Raw genomic sequence first — 17,681 nt, 5'->3', positions numbered from 1 at the left:
ATGCTATCACAAGAAAATGTTTTGTTTAAGGCTGTTTGCTATAATGAAATATCAGTGGTTAAAAGCTTGCTAGAACAAGGTGTTAAACCTAATGAGACAAAGGAACTTTATGATTTAGGGAATTTTACCTGCTTACAAGTTGCAGCAAAATATAATTTTACTGAAGTTATGGAGTTGTTGATGCAGAGTAATGCTGATATTGATGAGTAAACATTAAAATTTTTGATTGATAATCAACAAAACCAGATTTTTGGAAGACTATTTAACACTTTAACAGCAGCTAAAATGTCTGAAGAAAATCTTGAATTAGTGGAACATTTAATGTTCTGTGCCATTGAAAGAAATAACCTTGGCGCTATACCATATATAATTCACTATGTTAATCAATTATATAGTTCCCAGGATAAATCAAGATTTGGATACATTAGAAAAGTTATAATGGATGGGCTTTCAAAAGCATATGAATTAGGAAGACAAGAAGTTGTTTTGGTGATTTTCAGTAATTATAAGGGTTCTATAAATAAGCCATTTGCAGTAATTGCAAGTTTAAAAGCTGGTCAGGTAAATATTGCTAATAGGATATATTCTGAGCTATCTGAAGAAGAAAAAAATCAGTTAAAAAGTACAGTAACAGAACCAACTCCTATTATTGAAGAGGCTTCAAAATATTTTGGTAAAAAAGAAAATTATCAAATTGATTTTTTCTTTTATGTAAAACATGAGCTTACTGCTAGATTTAAAAACACTCATCCTAAGGCATCACTAGAAGAGATCAATAGTAAAGTAGATGCAATTTGTAATAGGTTTGGAAAGTCTATTCAGGGAAATCACAATTCAAATTTTATTACTTTTGAGGATTTTAGAAAAAAATATAAGCAAGTTTTTGATGACTTTATGAACTTTACTTCAAGTGAAGCAACTATAGTAAAGTTATTTAAAGAAAATCAATCTCTTCCTTCAGATGTTATATCGAATATATTAGAATATAGAGGTTCTAAATTTGATGAATTTAAAGCTTATAGAAATTTGATTGATAGTAACAAAAGTAAAATAATTTCAAAATAGTTGTTTGATTAATTATCAAACTCATCAAACCATAATCCATTTTGAATACATGTGGCCTTTAGCGTATTTTGCATAAGCATCGCAATTGTTAAGGGCCCTACGCCTTTTGGAACTGTTGTTATATAAGACGCCTTTTGGCTACAACTTTCAAAGTGGCAGTCCCCAACAATACCGTTATTGACCTTGCTAATTCCAACATCTATTACAATTGAACCTTCTTTGATCATATGACCTTTTATAAACTCTGGGCTACCTATGGCTGGAATGACAATATCTGCTGTTTTCAGCTCTTCTTCTAAGTTAAGTGATTTAGAATGCAAGCATACAACTGTAAAATCCTTATTAATCAGTAAGTTAACAAGCGGTCTTCCTACGATATTAGACCTGCCTATTACAGCTACTTTTTTCCCAGTTAAATCTAAATTAAGTGAATCTAAAATCTTGGTGATACCTAATGGTGTGCACGGAATTAATGTTGCTTTATTATATGATAAAAGCCCAACATTTTGTAAGGTAAACCCATCAACATCTTTTTCTGGTGATACTTTTTGGGTAATTCTAAAGCTGTCTAAATGGTTTGGCAAAGGTAGTTGCACTAATATGCCGTGGACTTTGTTGTCGTTATTTAGGGTATCTATAAGGCTCTCTACTTCTTCTTGCGTAGCATTTATACTTAAAGTATGAACGCTAGATTCAATGCCAAGTTCATGGCACTTTTTAACCTTATTATTAACATATATAGTACTTGCAGGATTATCCCCGATCAGAAGCACCGAAAGCTTAGGAAAAATAGCACTATCCTTAAGCCTTGCGACTATTTCGCAGCTTTGGTCATTGAATTTCTTAGCAAGCCCTATACAGTCAATAATATTGGTCATTCTTAAACTTTTTCTACCCCTTTGGTTGTTGAGTATTCAAAGTGCAATGCTACATCAGGGTAAACAAGATTATAGATATCGTAGCAAGCTGTTGCAGCTTCAGCAAAGCCATTTAAAATTAGTTTTAATTTGTTTTTATATGTGGCAATATCCCCAATTGCATATACTCCTGGAATGCTTGTAGCCATGGTTGATGGCTCTACAGCAATATGCTTTTTCTCTAAATGGAGTTCCCAGTCTAAAATTGGTCCCAAATCCATTGATAATCCAAAGAATGGTAATAAATAATCAGCTTCTATGTACTTAATATTATTATCTAAATCTTTTACTACAACATGTTTAATCTGACCATTATCACCTTCTAAACCTTCAAGCTGGTATGGTATTACCATTTCTAACTTTTCAGTTTTACTAAGTTCTGCAAGCTTATCACAGCTTTCAGGGGCTGCACGGAACTTATCGCGCCTATGAATTACATATATTTTTTTAGCTATATCATAAAGGTTAATTGCCCAGTCAACGGCAGAGTCACCTCCACCAGCAATTACTACTGTTTTATCGCGGTAAAATTCTTTATTGTTAATCAGGTAAAATACTGATTTTCCTTCATATTCTTCCAAATTTGCAATAGGCGGACGGTTTGGACCAAACGACCCGCAACCACCAGCAATGATAACGGCTTTACATTCAACAATATTGCCTTTTGATGTTGTAAGCTCAAATAAGTCATTGGTTTTATTAAGTTTTACCACCTGCTGACTTAATAAGTATTCAGGTTTAAAGGGTGCTGCCTGCGCTTCTAAATTTTTAATCAAATCTTCTGCTAAAATGCTAGGGTGAGCAGGGATATCATAGATAGGCTTTTCAGGATATAAAGCCGTACATTGACCGCCAATAAAGTCTAAAGCTTCAATCACAACCGTTTTCATTTTAAGCATTCCTGCTTCAAATACGGCAAAAAGACCTGTTGGCCCCGCCCCAATTATAGCTATATCTGTAGTATATTTCATTTGAAAATCCTAATATATTTTAATATAAGCTGTAAATTTGGGGTATTTAGGGCAATTTGTCAAGTTTGAGCGTTTATTTTATTTCCTAAGGATCTCTTCTTTTAAACTATTGCGGATTTCTCTATCTGTAAAGCTTTCACCTATATAAATAAACTGAGCATCTTTTGCTATATTATTTTCAATAATTTCAAGCACATCGGCGTTAAGGATCTGTTGGCTTGCAATTTTTTTACGCCAATGTGTATTGTTTGTAAGTGTGCTTTCCTTACATTTTGTAGTTTGGTATAATTTAGCTAAAGTTTTGCCACTTTCACTTTCCCTAGAAATTAGCACGTTGAATTCTTTAATATATATTAATGCAATCTCTTTGGGATGCTTAGAATTTAGCATTGCATTTATATGCTCGTTTTCAGATTTATAACCATGAACGGATGCGCCCTTTAATATAAGCATTGCAACAATATAGGTGCATTCCGTATTTACTGCCCAGTACATTGGTGATGAACCCATTTTGTCCTCTAAATTAGGATCTGCGCCATACATTAATAATTTTGCTGCGACTTTTTCATGCCTGTTGAGTAAAGCTTTGTGTATTGGTCTGGTTCCTACAAGGTTTTGAGAGTCTATTTCTGCATTATTTTTAATTAAAAAGTCTACTGCTTCATCTTTACCTTGATATGATGCGTCATGTAGCGGTGTATTACCTGCACGAGATTTGGCGTTAATATCAGCACCTTTATTAAGAAAAATTTTTGCGATGCCGCTAAATCCACCGTGCGCTGCATTATGCAGTGGTGTTACTCCATGATTATTTATTGCATTTATGTCTGCGCCGTTTTGAATTAACCGAAGTACAATTGATGAATGTCCATTTAGAGCTGCATCATGTAGTGGTGTATTGCCATTATGATCTCTTGCTCTTATATTGGCTCCTTTTGCTATTAAAATGCCAGCAATTTCAGTTTTTCCCTGATAGGCTGCATCTGCAAGAGGTGTATGGTTAGAGTTATCTTCTAAATTTACATCTGCACCGCATTCTATTAAAAATTCAACAAGTAGAGGTTTATCATAATATACCGCTAAATGAAGCGGTGTTTGTCCATTTAAATCCTGATGATTTGGATTCGCCCATTGCAAAATTAATAGCCTGGCTATTTCTTCACGACCAATGTGTATTGCATGGTGAAGTGCTTCGCCCATTTCTGCCGAGTTAACAGGTGCATCTAAGTCGATCAAGTATTTATATATTACTCGCCAGTCTTTTTCCTTTTCTATAAACTCTGAAAGTTTAAAATCCGATAATCTCATATATTCCCCCTCTAATATTTAGTAAAATATTAGTTAAATAATGGTATCAATTAATTAATAAATAGTCAATTAATTAACTTAATTTTAATTAAGTATAAGGGAATTTTTCTATAAATTTTAAAGCTTTGATGTAAGAGTTAAAATTAGATAAATATTGGTTTTTTTGCTTGAATTAAACTGCTAAAAACAATATTCTAAGGTGTTTGGCTTTTTAAAGGTAACAAAAATGACTACTTCAAATTTAACACAAAGAATACTTTCTGCATTGGTTTTGCTTCCAGTTGTGGTGATTATTACCATAAGCGGTGGTAAAATTTTTGAAGCTATGATGCTGATAATATCTATTATTATGGCGCTAGAATGGAAAGGTATAACAAGTTTAAGAGATGATATAAATAAGTTTAAATGGGAAGTATTAGGAATATTTTATATATTTATTCCAATGTTTTTAACTGCAGAGCTTAGAGACGAATATAACGGGCTTGAAAAAATAATGTATGTATTTGCTCTTGTGTGGGCAACAGATACAGGAGCTTATTTTGCAGGTAAAACTATAGGGGGACCTAAAATTTTACCAAAGGTAAGCCCTAAAAAAACATGGGCAGGTCTAATTGGTGGTATAATAACCGCTCTTGTTATCTCATTTGTAATCAAGCAATATATATCTGAATATTCAAGTATAGCTTTTTCATATATAGTTGTACCTTTTATAAGTATATTTTCACAAGTGGGTGATTTTATTGAGTCGGCCGTTAAAAGATATTTCAATGTTAAAGATAGCGGTAACTTAATACCGGGTCATGGTGGCTTCCTGGATAGATGCGACGGAATGATGTTTGCAGTACCACTATTTTATTTATTACTAAATTTTTAAAGCAGGAGATTTTCAGTGCCTTTAAAAGAACAGCTATTTACCAAAAAGCATAAAAAAATGGAGATAATCATTTTAGGTGCAACTGGTTCTATCGGAAAGTCAACTCTTGATGTTATAAGGGCGCACCCTGAACAGTTCCATATTTTAGGTATAGCTGCACATTCTAACTTTAAAGAACTTAAAAAAATTGCTGATGAATTTAATGTGCCTAATATTGCTATAGAAGATGATAATGCATATTTGAAGCTAAGAGAATCATATGAAAATGATAAAAGCAAACATATTTACGGTGGTAAAAACGGTATTTTAGAATTAGCAAGTATTAAAGCTGATTTGGTTGTAGCGGCTATTGCTGGCATTAACGGACTTATGCCAACTGTTCAGGCTCTTAAATCTTCTAAAAAAATTGCTTTAGCAAATAAAGAGGCATTAATTTGTGGTGGGCATTTGCTTAAGCTAATTGCACTTGAATATGATGCTGAAATTATTCCTATAGATTCTGAACATAATAGCGCTTATCAATTAATTCATCATGAAAATCATGCATCAATCAAAAAGCTAACCTTAACTGCTTCTGGTGGAGCTTTTATAGATATGGCTGCAAGTGACATGGTAAATATCACACCTGAACAGGCCGTAAAACATCCAAACTGGAGTATGGGCGCAAAAGTATCGGTTGATTCTGCAACTTTAGTAAACAAAGGTTTAGAACTTATCGAGGCTTATTATTTATTTAATTTAAAGCCCAATCAGCTTGATGCAGTTATTCACAGAAGTTCAATTGTTCATTCGGTAGTAGATTTTGTTGACGGTACAACTCTTATGAATATGTATAACCCTCATATGATCGTGCCAATTTCACATGCTCTAAGCCTTGGAGAAAGATTAGAATTAAACCATGCTCATTTTGATATTTTAAGGGATAGTCATAAACTGGAGTTTGAAGCAGTTGATTATATCAGATTTCCAGGGTTTAAAGCTGCTGTTGATGTAATAAAAACAGAAAATCAGTCATGTATGATAGCATATAATGCGGCGAACGAATTTGCGGTAGATGCATTCTTAAAAGGCAAAGCTAAATTTACGGATATTCCAAAAATTATAAATGAAGTACTTGATGGCTTTAATAGTGCGCATATTAATGACTTTGATGATATTATTGAACTTGATATTAAAATTAAAGCAAAATGCAAAGAAATTGTGACTGAGGGGGTCATATAAAATGCAAAGCGTTTTAAAGCTATCATTAGATGAAGCATTTAAAATTATATCAGATGCGGTAAGTGAACGCTTAGATGAGCTGTTGCCACCTATTGACCAAAGTTTAGAAGCAAAAATATTTGATGCAATGCGATATTCAAGCATGAGCGGTGGGAAAAGACTTAGACCTTTTTTAACATACATAACAGCAATGATGTTTAATGTATCGCATGATTCTGCCATAAATACAGCATGCGCAATTGAAATGATTCACACTTATTCCTTGATTCATGACGATTTACCAGCAATGGATGATGACACTGTAAGACGTGGTAAACCAACCTGCCATATTATGTTTGACGAAGCCACAGCTATTTTAGCTGGGGATGCATTACTTACATATGCGTTTGAAATTCTAGCAAGTGAAAAAGCTCATCCTGATACTGCTGTTAGATGTGAGCTTATTTCTAGGGTAGCATCATCAAGCGGTCATTCTGGAATGGTCGGTGGACAGATGATAGACATGGAAGCGCAGAATTTAGAGTTATCAATTTCAGAAATCACGAGACTTCAGCGTATGAAAACAGGCGAGCTTTTTGCAGTAGCTTGTGAAGCAGGAACAATTTTAGGAAAAGCATCGAAAAATATTAAAAATGCTATTAGGAGCTATGCAATTTCTGTAGGACTAGCATATCAGATTATTGATGATCTACTTGATATTATAGGTGATGACAAAATTGTAGGTAAAACCTTACGTAAAGATAGTTCGCAAAACAAGGCAACAATCGTATCGATATTAGGTGCTGAGGCTGCATATAATCAGGCTAAGCTGCTTACTGAGCAGGCAATTCACCATTTATCTGTATTTGATGAGGAAGCAAGACTTTTAAGGGAGCTTGCAGTTTTTATAAACGATAGGTCGCTATAAAATGCAAATATTATTTAAGATTCTTAATCCCTATGTTAAGGCATTTTTTTTGCTTGCGTTTCTGGCAAAAATTACATCTCTGGATGCGCTTACTTATAAGTATTTAAATTCTAGCCTTGCTTATAACATTAACTGGGCGAAGTTTTGGGGATTGGTTAATCACCGCTATGAAAGCTGGATTAATGTTATAGTCATGTTAGGGCTTAATCTAATTGCACTAAAAGATGTTGAAAACCGAAGTGTATATTTTAAAAGAATTATAGGTGCGGTATTAATACTTGAACTTGCGATACTTACAAACTATTTGGTATTTCAAAAAGCTTTAGCAATTAACAGGCTGTCTCCCAGCATGGTATTCGGGGAGTATTTTCCAATGCAACATATGTTTGGTGCTTACAGCGTTAAAGTTGCTTCTAAAAACTCTTTTCCAAGTGGGCATGCATTGGTTGCGGTTTACTGGGGTTTAGTGTCACATTACATTATGCCAAAAAAATATTTTCCATTGATAAAACTTGTTGCACTTATCCTATGTACAAGTAGGTTATTTACTGGCGCTCACTGGCTTAGTGACGTTCTGGCAACCGCTGCTATATCAATAATTTGGTTCCAGATATATGTGAATTTAAGACAGGCAATATCTGGGTATAAATTATCAAGATTTAAAAATAAGTATTTTAAATAAAATTGTAAGTCAGAGTAATCTTTTCTTTTGCGATTTTTGAATATTTTGCTATGGTAACTTCGGGTAGAATTTTTATCACAAAGCGGAGTAGATTATGAAAATCAAAGTTGCAAATCCAATAGTTGAAATTGATGGCGATGAAATGACCAGAATTATCTGGGATCAAATCAAAGAAAAAATGATCCATCCATTTTTGGATATCGACCTGAAGTACTATGATTTATCTATCGAAAACCGTGATAAAACCGATGATCAGGTTACTGTAGAAGCGGCTAATGCTATTAAGCAATATGGCGTAGGCGTTAAGTGTGCAACAATTACTCCTGATGAAAATCGCGTGAAAGAATTTAATCTTAAAAAAATGTGGGCTTCTCCTAATGGAACAATAAGAAACATTTTAGATGGTACAGTTTTCCGTGAGCCGATTATTTGTAAGAATATCCCTAGATATGTAAAAAACTGGAATCAGCCGATTATTATTGCAAGACATGCATTTGGCGATCAATATAAAGCAACAGATTTTAAAGTTACAAAACCTGGCAAGCTAAAAATGATTTTTAAAGCTGAAGATGGTGAGGAAATTGTAAAAGAGATTTTTGAGTTTAAAGGGGCAGGCGTTGCTCTTGGTATGTATAACGTTGAAAACTCAATTAGGGCATTTGCAAGGTCATGTTTTAACTATTCGATACTGCAGAAAAAATCATTATATTTTTCTACCAAGAACACTATTTTAAAGCAATATGACGGCAGATTTAAAGATATATTTGAAGAAGTTTATAGCAGTGAATTTAAAGATAAGTTTGCAGCTCAGGGTCTTACTTATGAGCATAGGCTTATAGACGATATGGTTGCTTTTGCTATTAAGTCAGAAGGTGGCTATATCTGGGCATGTAAAAACTATGATGGTGACGTACAGTCAGATGTAGTCGCGCAAGGTTTTGGATCATTAGGGCTTATGACATCAGTTCTGCTTTCGCCTGACGGAAAAACAGTTGAAACAGAAGCAGCACACGGTACAGTTACAAGGCACTATAGAGAATGGCAGAAAGGTAATAAAACTTCAACAAACCCAATTGCTACAATTTTTGCATGGACGCGCGCGCTAATGTACAGAGCTGATTTTGATAAAACTCCTGAAGTTAAAAAGTTTGCAGAAAAGTTAGAGGCGGCGTGTATTAAAACTATTGAAAGCGGCAAGATGACTAAAGATTTAGCAAGTCTTGCTGGAATTGATAGCTACTTAACTACAGAAGATTTTATCGATGCAATTGTAAATAACTTAAAGTAATTATGTTTAAAGTAATTTTATTAGTATTTTCAGTAATATATTCTGCATCAGCATCTTCAGCTATTGAGGCAAATGATTCACGCTTTAATGATCCTCGTTTTAAATCTGCATATCAAAGTATGGACGGGCTGATAGATTTAACTGACAGAACATTAAAAGAAATGAAGCAGGATGTAAAAAAGCTGGAGAAGAAAGCAGAAGAAGCAAAGAAACTCAGACAAAATGTTAATAAGTTTAATGCTGAAGATCAGAAAAATTACGATAAATTACTAGACTCATTTGTTTACATGAAAAGAAGTATCGAAGACTCAAAACTTGTTATGAAAAAAATCAGGTATTATGAGAAAAAGGCAAGGGAAGCTGAATCTTATGAAGATTTAGTAGGGGCGACAAGTGTTATTGTAAATCACCATAAAAAGATAAAACATTATATGACTGATTTTCATATATTTATGATGGGAAGTCAGTCGTATTTTAAAAAACTTACCGACACTTCTAGCTTTTGATTAAAAATTTTTGTCAAGAGGGTTTCCTATAATAAAAAAACTAGCTATATTCGTATAAATTGAAAATTGAATTAAGCAGATTGAATAATGTTAAAAGAAGATATACGCCTAGAATACGATGATTTAGTAGAAAAAATAAAGCTATATAATTATTATTACTATGATCAAGATAGCCCAATTGTATCTGATGCTGAATACGATAGAACTTACCAAAAATTGCTGAAGCTTGAAAAAGATTATCCAGAACTTAAGGAAGACTCAGTTACTACTAAAATTGGTGGTAGTGCGCGTGATGAGTTTACAAAAGTTACGCATAAAAAACCGATGCTATCGCTAGGTAACGCTTTTAATCAGGAAGATATAGATGACTTTATAGAGCGTATAAACTCTTTTTTAAACGCAAATCTTACATATAACGTAACTATTGAGCCTAAGATTGATGGGCTTTCTTTTTCTGCTATGTATAAAGGTGGGAAACTTATGTATGCCGCAACACGTGGTGATGGGCAAGTAGGTGAAGATGTTACAGAAAATATCAAAACTATATTTGGTTTCCCGCATCAAATAACTCATCCTGATTTACCTGAAGAATTTGAGGTGCGTGGCGAAGTATATATGTCTCATGAGAACTTTAAAAAGATAAACCATAGAAGGTTAGAAGAGGGCGAGCAATTATTTGCAAACCCACGTAATGCTGCGGCAGGATCTTTAAGGCAGCTTGATTCAAGCATTACCGCTTCAAGAGGTTTAAGTTATTTTATATATTCGGTTGGGTATTTATCAAAAGATTTTAGGTCAAAACATAGCGAATACCTAGCGTTTTGTAAAAGTTTAGGGTTTAAGGTTTATAGTAATATTGTTACCACAACCGACCTTGCAGAAATTGCAAAATATCATGATAACATTATTAAAAACAGATCTAATCTGGGATTTGATGTTGACGGAATTGTTGTTAAGATTGATGACCTTAATTTACAGTCAAGATTAGGATTTGTTGGTAAAACACCACGCTGGGCGATTGCATATAAATTTCCAGCAATTGAAGAAGTTACAAAAGTAAATGACATTATAGTGCAGGTAGGCAGAACGGGAGCACTTACTCCTGTTGCGATTTTAGAGCCTGTAAATGTTGGTGGGGTAATGGTGTCCAGGGCATCGCTGCATAACCGTGATGAAATAGAGAAAAAAGACATTAGAATTGGTGATGCGGTTTATATTAAAAGGGCAGGGGACGTTATACCGCAAATAACCAAGGTTATTCTAGAGAGAAGATCGGAAGATTCAGTGCAGTATGAATTTCCAAAGCATTGCCCGGTTTGTAATGCTGAGACCGTACAGATAGAAGATGAAGCAGTAACGCGCTGCCCTAATCAAATGGGATGCGAAGCGCAGGTTATAGAATATCTTATATATTTTTGCTCAAAAACTGTTTTAGATATTAACGGGCTTGGCATAAAGCAGGCTGAGTTTTTATATAAACATGGCTTTATAAAAAACGCTGCTGATCTATTTACCCTAGAAGAAAGAAATAAAAACTCATTAACAAAGCTCGAGAACTATCCTGGGTGGGGTAAAAAATCGGTAGGCGTTATTTTTGAAGGAATTAACAAAGTTAGAACTGTAAGACTTGATAAGTTTATCCACGCTCTTTCTATAAGGCATATTGGTAGTGGAATAGCGAAGATATTAGCGCAGTCATATGTTGATTTTGATAGTTTTTATAATGCCATGATAAATTGTAAAAGAGACCCACAAGAATACGAGCATTTGATTAATACAAATAATATAGGTGAGCGTATTGCTGAGAGTTTGGTTAGCTTTTTTAGTAATAATATAAATTTAGAATACATTAATGAGCTTGCAAAGCATGTTACTATCACACCTTATGAAATTAAAATGAACAATACGGAACTTTCAGGTAAAACAGTAGTCTTTACTGGTGCTATGTCAATTTCACGAGGTGAAGCAAAAGAAATTGCGGAAAGATGTGGCGCAAAAGTTGCAAGTAGCGTATCCTCGAAAACAGATTATGTTATTGCTGGTAGTGATGCTGGTTCAAAGCTAAAAAATGCAGAAAAACTAGGTGTCAGGATTATTACGGAAGAAGAATTTTTGGATCTTGCAGGAGTGAAAATATGATTAAAGTATGTATAATTGGTGCAGCAGGAAGATTAGGTAGTATTTTAACGGATGCTATTAGAGAAACTCAGGATTTAGTAATATCGTATTTAATTGTTGATGAACAAAGCAAAAGCTTAGGGCAAAAAAACCAAAACCTCACGTATACTCATTACATTGAAAATCCTGATGAAGTGGATATAATAATCGATTTTTCTACCAGAGAATCAGCACTTTTGCATTTGCAGACTGCTATAAAATATAACAAGCCATATGTTATTGGTACAACTGGCTTTTCAGATATTGAATTAAATATTATAAAAAGCGCTGCAAAAGAAATTCCAATTATGCATTCTCATAATTTTTCATATGGTATCGCTGTTCTTAAAAAGGTTTTAGAAGTTACATGTAAGGCTTTGGATGAAAGCTTTGATATAGAAATTTTAGAAACACATCACCGTAATAAACTTGATAGTCCATCTGGTACTGCTATTAATTTGTTTAACACTATAAAACATAATAACCCTAGATATTACCCTGTTACAGATGAAAGGTATCAGGGTGAGAAAAGAAAAATGCGTGAAGTTGGTATAATGTCGCAGCGTGGTGGCAATATTTGTGGTGAGCATGAAATTAGGTTTATATCAGATCATGAAGAAATATATTTAGGTCATAAAGCATTTGATAGAAAAATATTTGCACTTGGCGCAATAAAAGCAGCAAGATGGCTTATAGGTAAGCCAGGGGGACTATATGAATTTGAGGAAATTCTTTAACTTAATTACTTTTGGCGTTTGTGTTTCGCAGCATTCACATGCAGCAGTGGTTAATATACCAGAATCAATGTATACTCCAAAATATACTTTAGAAGAAATACTTTATCCTAAAGCAAGTCCGTTTAATGAGGGGCATCTGTCGGTTTCAGAAGTGCATAAAATTTGGTATGCAGAATTTGGTAACCCAAAAGGCGTTCCTGTAATATTTATTCATGGGGGGCCAGGTGCAGGAACTTTTGAAAATGATATGCGCTTTTTTGACCCAGAATATTACCATATAATATTATTTGATCAGCGCGGCTCTGGTAAATCTTTGCCATTTGGTGAGCTTAAAGATAACAATACTCAAAACCTAATAGAAGACATCGATAAACTCAGAAAACATTTAAAAGTTGATAAGTGGTTTGTTTTTGGTGGTTCGTGGGGTAGTGCGCTCGCAATGCTTTATGGTGAAACCTATCCTGAGAATTGTCACGGATTCGTTTTAAGGGGGATATATTTAGGTACAAAGCCAGAATATGAGCAGCTTTGGTATGGAATGAAAGATATATTTCCTGAATATTGGGAAGAGATGGCAAATTACATTCCTGAAAGTGAAAGAGATGACCTTATTAAGGCTTATTATAAACGTTTAACAAGTTCTGACCCTAAAATTCAGGAAGAGGCAGCTGGATACTTTATGAAGTATGATGCTTTAGCTTCTTATCTGTTTGATAGTAGGGAAAAAGTAAGTAGAATTTTATTAGATGAAGATAAGCTTGTGCTAGGTTGTTCAAAATTATTTACCCATTATTCTATCAATAAATTTTTCCTGAGTCATGATCAGATTATAAAAAATATTGGCAAAATAAATCACTTGCCAGCATATATAATTCATGGAAGATATGATGTTATTTGTAGAGCTGAGCAGGCATATAGACTTCATAAAAACTGGCCTAATTCACACTTAACATTTGTGCAGGACGCAGGACATGCTTCAACAGAAATCGGTATTGCAAAAGCCTTAGTTGACGCAACAAATAAAATGAAAAAAGTACTATAGTATTTTATGTTGATTATATATACGTCATTTCCTCGCTTACCGAAGCATTACTAGGCTTCGCTCTTTATTCCTGTATCTAATCTAAAATACGATACGTTTTGTCAATTACTTTGCAAGCTGCCTAAACTCATTGGTATTATTAATGTCAAATTTAGAACGAATTTCCTGGGTTGCTATTTGAACGCTATATGCCTTTTCTAAAAAACTAATGATCTTTTTATGATCAAGATGAACTGCAAGTGCGTATGGTGTAAGGTTTGCTTTGCTGTCTTTTGGGTAAAGCTCACTGAATGTCGGTACATAATTTAAATGCTGAGAAGACATTTTTGAGACTTTTTCTTCTACTGTAATAGCCCCTAAATTTGCGCCTTTTTCTACAAGTAATATTACCATTTTTAAATCATTATTTTCAACCGCATAATGAAGTGGTGTCCAGCCTTTGGTAACAACACTATATCTTAAATCTAAATCATAATTAGGTAACGCGCCTTTTTTAAGCATATATTCAGCAATTTTGGAATAACCGAAATACATTGCCTCCTGAAAAGGTTTTTGGTGTTTATCATCAGGGGATGAAAAATCAATTTTTAAATGGCTTAAAATTAAATCTGCGATATCAAGATTCCTGCGCTCTATTGCAAGCGCTAAGTGATGAGTTTCAAGAATAGATCTGCTAAACTTTAAAACTTTTGCCACAATATCAATTTGATCATAAATTATTGCTATATCTAAGGCAGTATGCCTCGCTTTATCAGTAATATTAATATCTATCCCTTTTTTTATAATTTTTTTAAATGCTTCAAGGTTTCCAAATTTTGCAGCAATATGGAGGCAAGTTTCTCCCGCGCTGTTTGTTTGATACAGGTCTTCTTTTGAGGCATTTTTTAAGGCTTTTAAAAACAATTTCCAGTCACTTTTAGAAATGTTAGTATCATTAATATGTTTGAGAAGCGACATACATAACTCTTGCTTGAAAATTAAAATCTATAAACAGTATATTAATCTTTTGTTAATCAAAAGTCATGTATTTTTATAAAAATATTTACTTATACTTAGAAGATGCTTGGTTATATTCATTCAGCTGAGGGTTATCTAGCTTTTCTCTAGCTGAAGGTGTGTTATTTTGAACTTCTTTTGAGTCTAGTATCTTTTTTATTAATGCTAATGAAGCCTCAGTTGAAAACTTATTTTCGATATAATTATCATTTTTTAAAAAAATTGTATAATCATATTGGTTTGAAGATACTGTACAATAAAATTTTAATGTTAAGGCAATAAAATGATCTTCAGATGCATATTCATTGCATATTTCAAATAATGAATCTATTTCTTGAGGAGTCAAATCTTCATCGTCTAAATATTTTAAAGTTTCTACAAAATCATTCATATTCGTAGTGTGATTTTCTTCAGAATAACACAACATTAAAGTTATTAAATGCTTTATGTTCATTTCATCACCTCATTTATAATAATTAGGTGAATATGTAGTATTAACTTAAGTGTTTGTCAATTAACCAATAACATCCATTTCATTAACGTCTTTAAGTAACTTGTCTGCGGCTTTTTGTGCTTCGGCTGATATTCTATCGCCCGACATCATTCTTGCAAGTTCAGTAGATTTTTCATAAATTTCAAGATGTTTTAAAGTAGTAAAGGTTTGGGTTTCATTGGTATACTTAGAAATATAATAATGATCATTTGCAAAGCATGCTACTTGTGGCTGGTGCGTTACTACCATAACCTGATGCTTTTTGGACAGCGCATAAAGTTTTTTGCCAATAGCATAAGCAGTAGGACCGCCAACACCTGTATCTATCTCATCAAATATCATGGTAGCTGTAGAGTCAGTTGCGATAATAATTGTTGCAGCTAAAATAAACCTGGATAGTTCACCACCTGATAATGCATCGCTAATACTGCTAATATTTGCCCCTAAATTAGGTCGCATTAAAAATGTAACTTTATCAATGCCTTTTTCACTAATATGGTTTTCATCTGGTTTGATATCTATAATAAACTCAATTTTATCCATTTTAAGGTCTTTAAGCTCATTTAAAATAGCAATTTCTAAGCTTTTAGAATATGCACTGCGTAAATCGCTTAATTTATAAGCAGCATCTAAGTAAGCTTCTTTAGCTTTATTGCTTTGGATTTCTTTATCGGCTATTAAATCTTCTATATTACTAAACGTAGAGACTTTTTCCTGAATATTGTGATAAAACTCAGGGAGTTCTGCGGTACTAATTCTATATTTTCTTGCAGCGCTACGAAGCTCCATAAGCCTTTCATCAATTGCATCAAGCTCACCCTGGTCAAAATCCATAGAACTGGTTTTACTGTAGATTTCATCGTTTATAATGCTTAAAATGCCGTACATTTCATCAAGTTTATCCGATATTGTATCAAGTCCAAGGTCATTAGATAGTTTCTGATTGCGTAGCATTACTTTTTGGATACGTGATATAACGCCATCGATATTAGCATTATCTAACTCTGAAGATATATCATTTAAAAGTTCAGCGATTTTATTTCTGTTTGCGGCAATTGACCTTGCTTCTAAAAGCTCGTCTTCTTCATTTGCCCGTGGTGATAAAGTTTCAAGCTCACCTATAACATACTCTAAATATGATTGTTCCTGAGCTAATCTATCTTTTTGCTCATAAAGGCTTTTAAGTTCTGACTTTATGTTTTCATAAATGTGATATTTTTCAGATACGTCACTATAATGGGTATTTGCGCCAATATAACGATCTAATATCTTAATATGCTCAGCTTCAAATAATAGATCAGCTTGCTGATGCTGGCTATTGATTTGGACAAGGTCATTACGGAAAGACTTAATAGTGTTAAGTGAGACAGAAATATCATTTATCCAGCATTTTGTTTTGCCATCTTGCGATATAACCCTGCGAATAATGAGGTGATCATTTGGAATGTCAAGTTCATCTAAAACATTACTTATTTTTTCTGATATTTCAGAAAACTCAAGGCTTACGCATGATGAATTAGACCCCATTTTGATAACTTTGTTACTAACTCTATCGCCAAGAACAAAGCCAATTGCATCAAGGATTATAGATTTACCTGCGCCTGTTTCCCCTGTAAAAACACTTAAACCACTATTTAAATCTAGGCTTAGACTTTCTATTAAAACAAAGTTTTTAATGGTTATGTTTGTAATCATTTTAATATACTATACGCTTTGTGATACCATGGGTCATTAGGATAATTATGCCCTAAAATTGCAGCATATTTTTTAGCTTCATCTACAGCGCCCATAGAGTAATAAATTTCGGTTAGTCTATATAATGCTTCTGCTACATAACTGGTTTTAGAATAGTTTTCTACAACTGCATTAAACCTGTTAAGCGCTGCAATACGCAAGTTTTTGTTTAGATAAAAGCGACCCACCTGCATTTCATGAGCAGCAAGGTGTGCTTCTGTTAAATCTAGTTTTGCTTTAGCATCTTTAGCATATTTTGAATCAGGGAAACGATGTATAATATCTTCTAATGCATTTTTAGCCTTAACTGTTGTTTCCTGATCTCTACCTGCAACGTTAATTTGATCATAATAACACATAGCTATTAAGTAATATGCATAATCAGCATTTTCGTGAAGTGGGTAAAGCTGTAGAAATTTTTCTAAAGAAAGAATGGCTGATGGATATTGCTGCTGTAAGTATTTTATATAACTATACATAAGCTGACCTTTAATTGACCATGGAGAATATGGAAATTCTTTCTCTAAATCTTCAAATAGCTCGGTTGCTTTTTCAAAGTTTTTGCTATTAATTTCTTTTACAGCAAGGCTATATACTTCTTCAGCCGAGTCATATATTTTATCCTGATTGTTTTTATTGGTTTGGCAGGATATTAAAAAAATTGAAAAAATTATAGCTAAAATATAATGCATTTAAAAAACCTTAGTTATTTTATTGTATCGATATATATATTGATATATATATCGATATATGTTCTTACCAAAATACAGTTATTCGTTTAAT

The 17,681-nt window shown here is 33.4% G+C and carries 18 protein-coding genes; 11 read left to right on the top strand and 7 right to left on the bottom strand.

Annotated elements, in window-relative coordinates:
• Positions 1–210, top strand: a complete 210-nt coding sequence (locus tag BGO27_04745; GenBank protein ID OJV13497.1) for a hypothetical protein — start codon at positions 1–3, stop codon at positions 208–210.
• A gap of 75 nt (positions 211–285) precedes the next feature.
• Positions 286–1,065 (top strand): hypothetical protein, encoded by a 780-nt coding sequence (locus BGO27_04740; protein OJV13496.1) that lies wholly within the window; start codon positions 286–288, stop codon positions 1,063–1,065.
• 8 nt (positions 1,066–1,073) lie between these two features.
• Here the strand turns inward: BGO27_04740 and BGO27_04735 are convergent, their stop codons facing one another.
• The 3 genes from BGO27_04735 to BGO27_04725 form a co-directional block, all read right to left on the bottom strand.
• Entirely contained in the window at positions 1,074–1,943 is an 870-nt protein-coding gene (locus BGO27_04735; GenBank protein ID OJV13495.1) for a hypothetical protein, read from the bottom strand.
• A 2-nt stretch (positions 1,944–1,945) separates the two neighbouring features.
• Positions 1,946–2,953, bottom strand: coding sequence for a ferredoxin--NADP(+) reductase (locus BGO27_04730; GenBank protein ID OJV13494.1), 1,008 nt, complete (start codon positions 2,951–2,953; stop codon positions 1,946–1,948).
• Positions 2,954–3,031: 78 nt separating this feature from the next.
• Positions 3,032–4,261, bottom strand: coding sequence for a hypothetical protein (locus BGO27_04725; GenBank protein OJV13493.1), 1,230 nt, complete (start codon positions 4,259–4,261; stop codon positions 3,032–3,034).
• Positions 4,262–4,487: 226 nt separating this feature from the next.
• Here BGO27_04725 and BGO27_04720 point away from each other — a divergent pair, with 226 nt between their 5' ends.
• The 9 genes from BGO27_04720 (at position 4,488) to BGO27_04680 (ending at position 13,675) form a co-directional block, all read left to right on the top strand.
• Positions 4,488–5,135, top strand: a complete 648-nt coding sequence (locus tag BGO27_04720) for a hypothetical protein (GenBank protein OJV13492.1) — start codon at positions 4,488–4,490, stop codon at positions 5,133–5,135.
• Between the two features lie 57 nt (positions 5,136–5,192).
• Positions 5,193–6,356, top strand: coding sequence for a 1-deoxy-D-xylulose-5-phosphate reductoisomerase (locus tag BGO27_04715; protein OJV13535.1), 1,164 nt, complete (start codon positions 5,193–5,195; stop codon positions 6,354–6,356).
• A gap of 1 nt (position 6,357) precedes the next feature.
• Entirely contained in the window at positions 6,358–7,263 is a 906-nt protein-coding gene (locus tag BGO27_04710; GenBank protein OJV13491.1) for a farnesyl-diphosphate synthase, read from the top strand.
• A 1-nt stretch (position 7,264) separates the two neighbouring features.
• On the top strand, positions 7,265–7,945 hold the full coding sequence (locus BGO27_04705) for a hypothetical protein (GenBank protein OJV13490.1): 681 nt from the start codon (positions 7,265–7,267) through the stop codon (positions 7,943–7,945).
• A gap of 91 nt (positions 7,946–8,036) precedes the next feature.
• Positions 8,037–9,233 (top strand): isocitrate dehydrogenase, encoded by a 1,197-nt coding sequence (locus BGO27_04700; GenBank protein ID OJV13489.1) that lies wholly within the window; start codon positions 8,037–8,039, stop codon positions 9,231–9,233.
• A gap of 2 nt (positions 9,234–9,235) precedes the next feature.
• On the top strand, positions 9,236–9,739 hold the full coding sequence (locus BGO27_04695; GenBank protein ID OJV13488.1) for a hypothetical protein: 504 nt from the start codon (positions 9,236–9,238) through the stop codon (positions 9,737–9,739).
• An 87-nt stretch (positions 9,740–9,826) separates the two neighbouring features.
• Complete coding sequence (locus BGO27_04690; protein OJV13487.1) at positions 9,827–11,878, top strand: hypothetical protein; 2,052 nt, start codon at positions 9,827–9,829, stop codon at positions 11,876–11,878.
• Positions 11,875–12,633: a 4-hydroxy-tetrahydrodipicolinate reductase gene (locus BGO27_04685; GenBank protein ID OJV13486.1), complete on the top strand. Its 759-nt coding sequence runs from the start codon at positions 11,875–11,877 to the stop codon at positions 12,631–12,633. Before BGO27_04690 ends, BGO27_04685 begins: the two co-directional genes overlap by 4 nt.
• A gap of 67 nt (positions 12,634–12,700) precedes the next feature.
• Positions 12,701–13,675, top strand: coding sequence for a prolyl aminopeptidase (locus BGO27_04680; GenBank protein OJV13534.1), 975 nt, complete (start codon positions 12,701–12,703; stop codon positions 13,673–13,675).
• A 105-nt stretch (positions 13,676–13,780) separates the two neighbouring features.
• On the opposite strand, the gene BGO27_04675 is transcribed toward BGO27_04680, so the two are convergent.
• From BGO27_04675 to BGO27_04660, 4 genes are all read right to left on the bottom strand, one after another.
• Positions 13,781–14,632 (bottom strand): hypothetical protein, encoded by an 852-nt coding sequence (locus BGO27_04675; GenBank protein ID OJV13485.1) that lies wholly within the window; start codon positions 14,630–14,632, stop codon positions 13,781–13,783.
• An 85-nt stretch (positions 14,633–14,717) separates the two neighbouring features.
• Positions 14,718–15,125 carry a hypothetical protein gene (locus BGO27_04670; protein ID OJV13484.1) on the bottom strand — a complete coding sequence of 136 codons (408 nt, stop codon included), beginning with the start codon at positions 15,123–15,125 and terminating at the stop codon, positions 14,718–14,720.
• Between the two features lie 60 nt (positions 15,126–15,185).
• Positions 15,186–16,859: a DNA repair protein RecN gene (locus tag BGO27_04665; GenBank protein ID OJV13483.1), complete on the bottom strand. Its 1,674-nt coding sequence runs from the start codon at positions 16,857–16,859 to the stop codon at positions 15,186–15,188.
• Positions 16,856–17,590, bottom strand: coding sequence for a hypothetical protein (locus BGO27_04660; GenBank protein OJV13482.1), 735 nt, complete (start codon positions 17,588–17,590; stop codon positions 16,856–16,858). Before BGO27_04660 ends, BGO27_04665 begins: the two co-directional genes overlap by 4 nt.
• Positions 17,591–17,681 lie beyond the last annotated feature (91 nt).

The organism is Alphaproteobacteria bacterium 33-17 (assembly GCA_001897445.1).
Lineage (GTDB): Bacteria > Pseudomonadota > Alphaproteobacteria > Rickettsiales > 33-17 > 33-17.
Note: the sequence above shows the minus strand (reverse complement) of the source record. Positions and strands in the feature narration are given on the sequence as shown.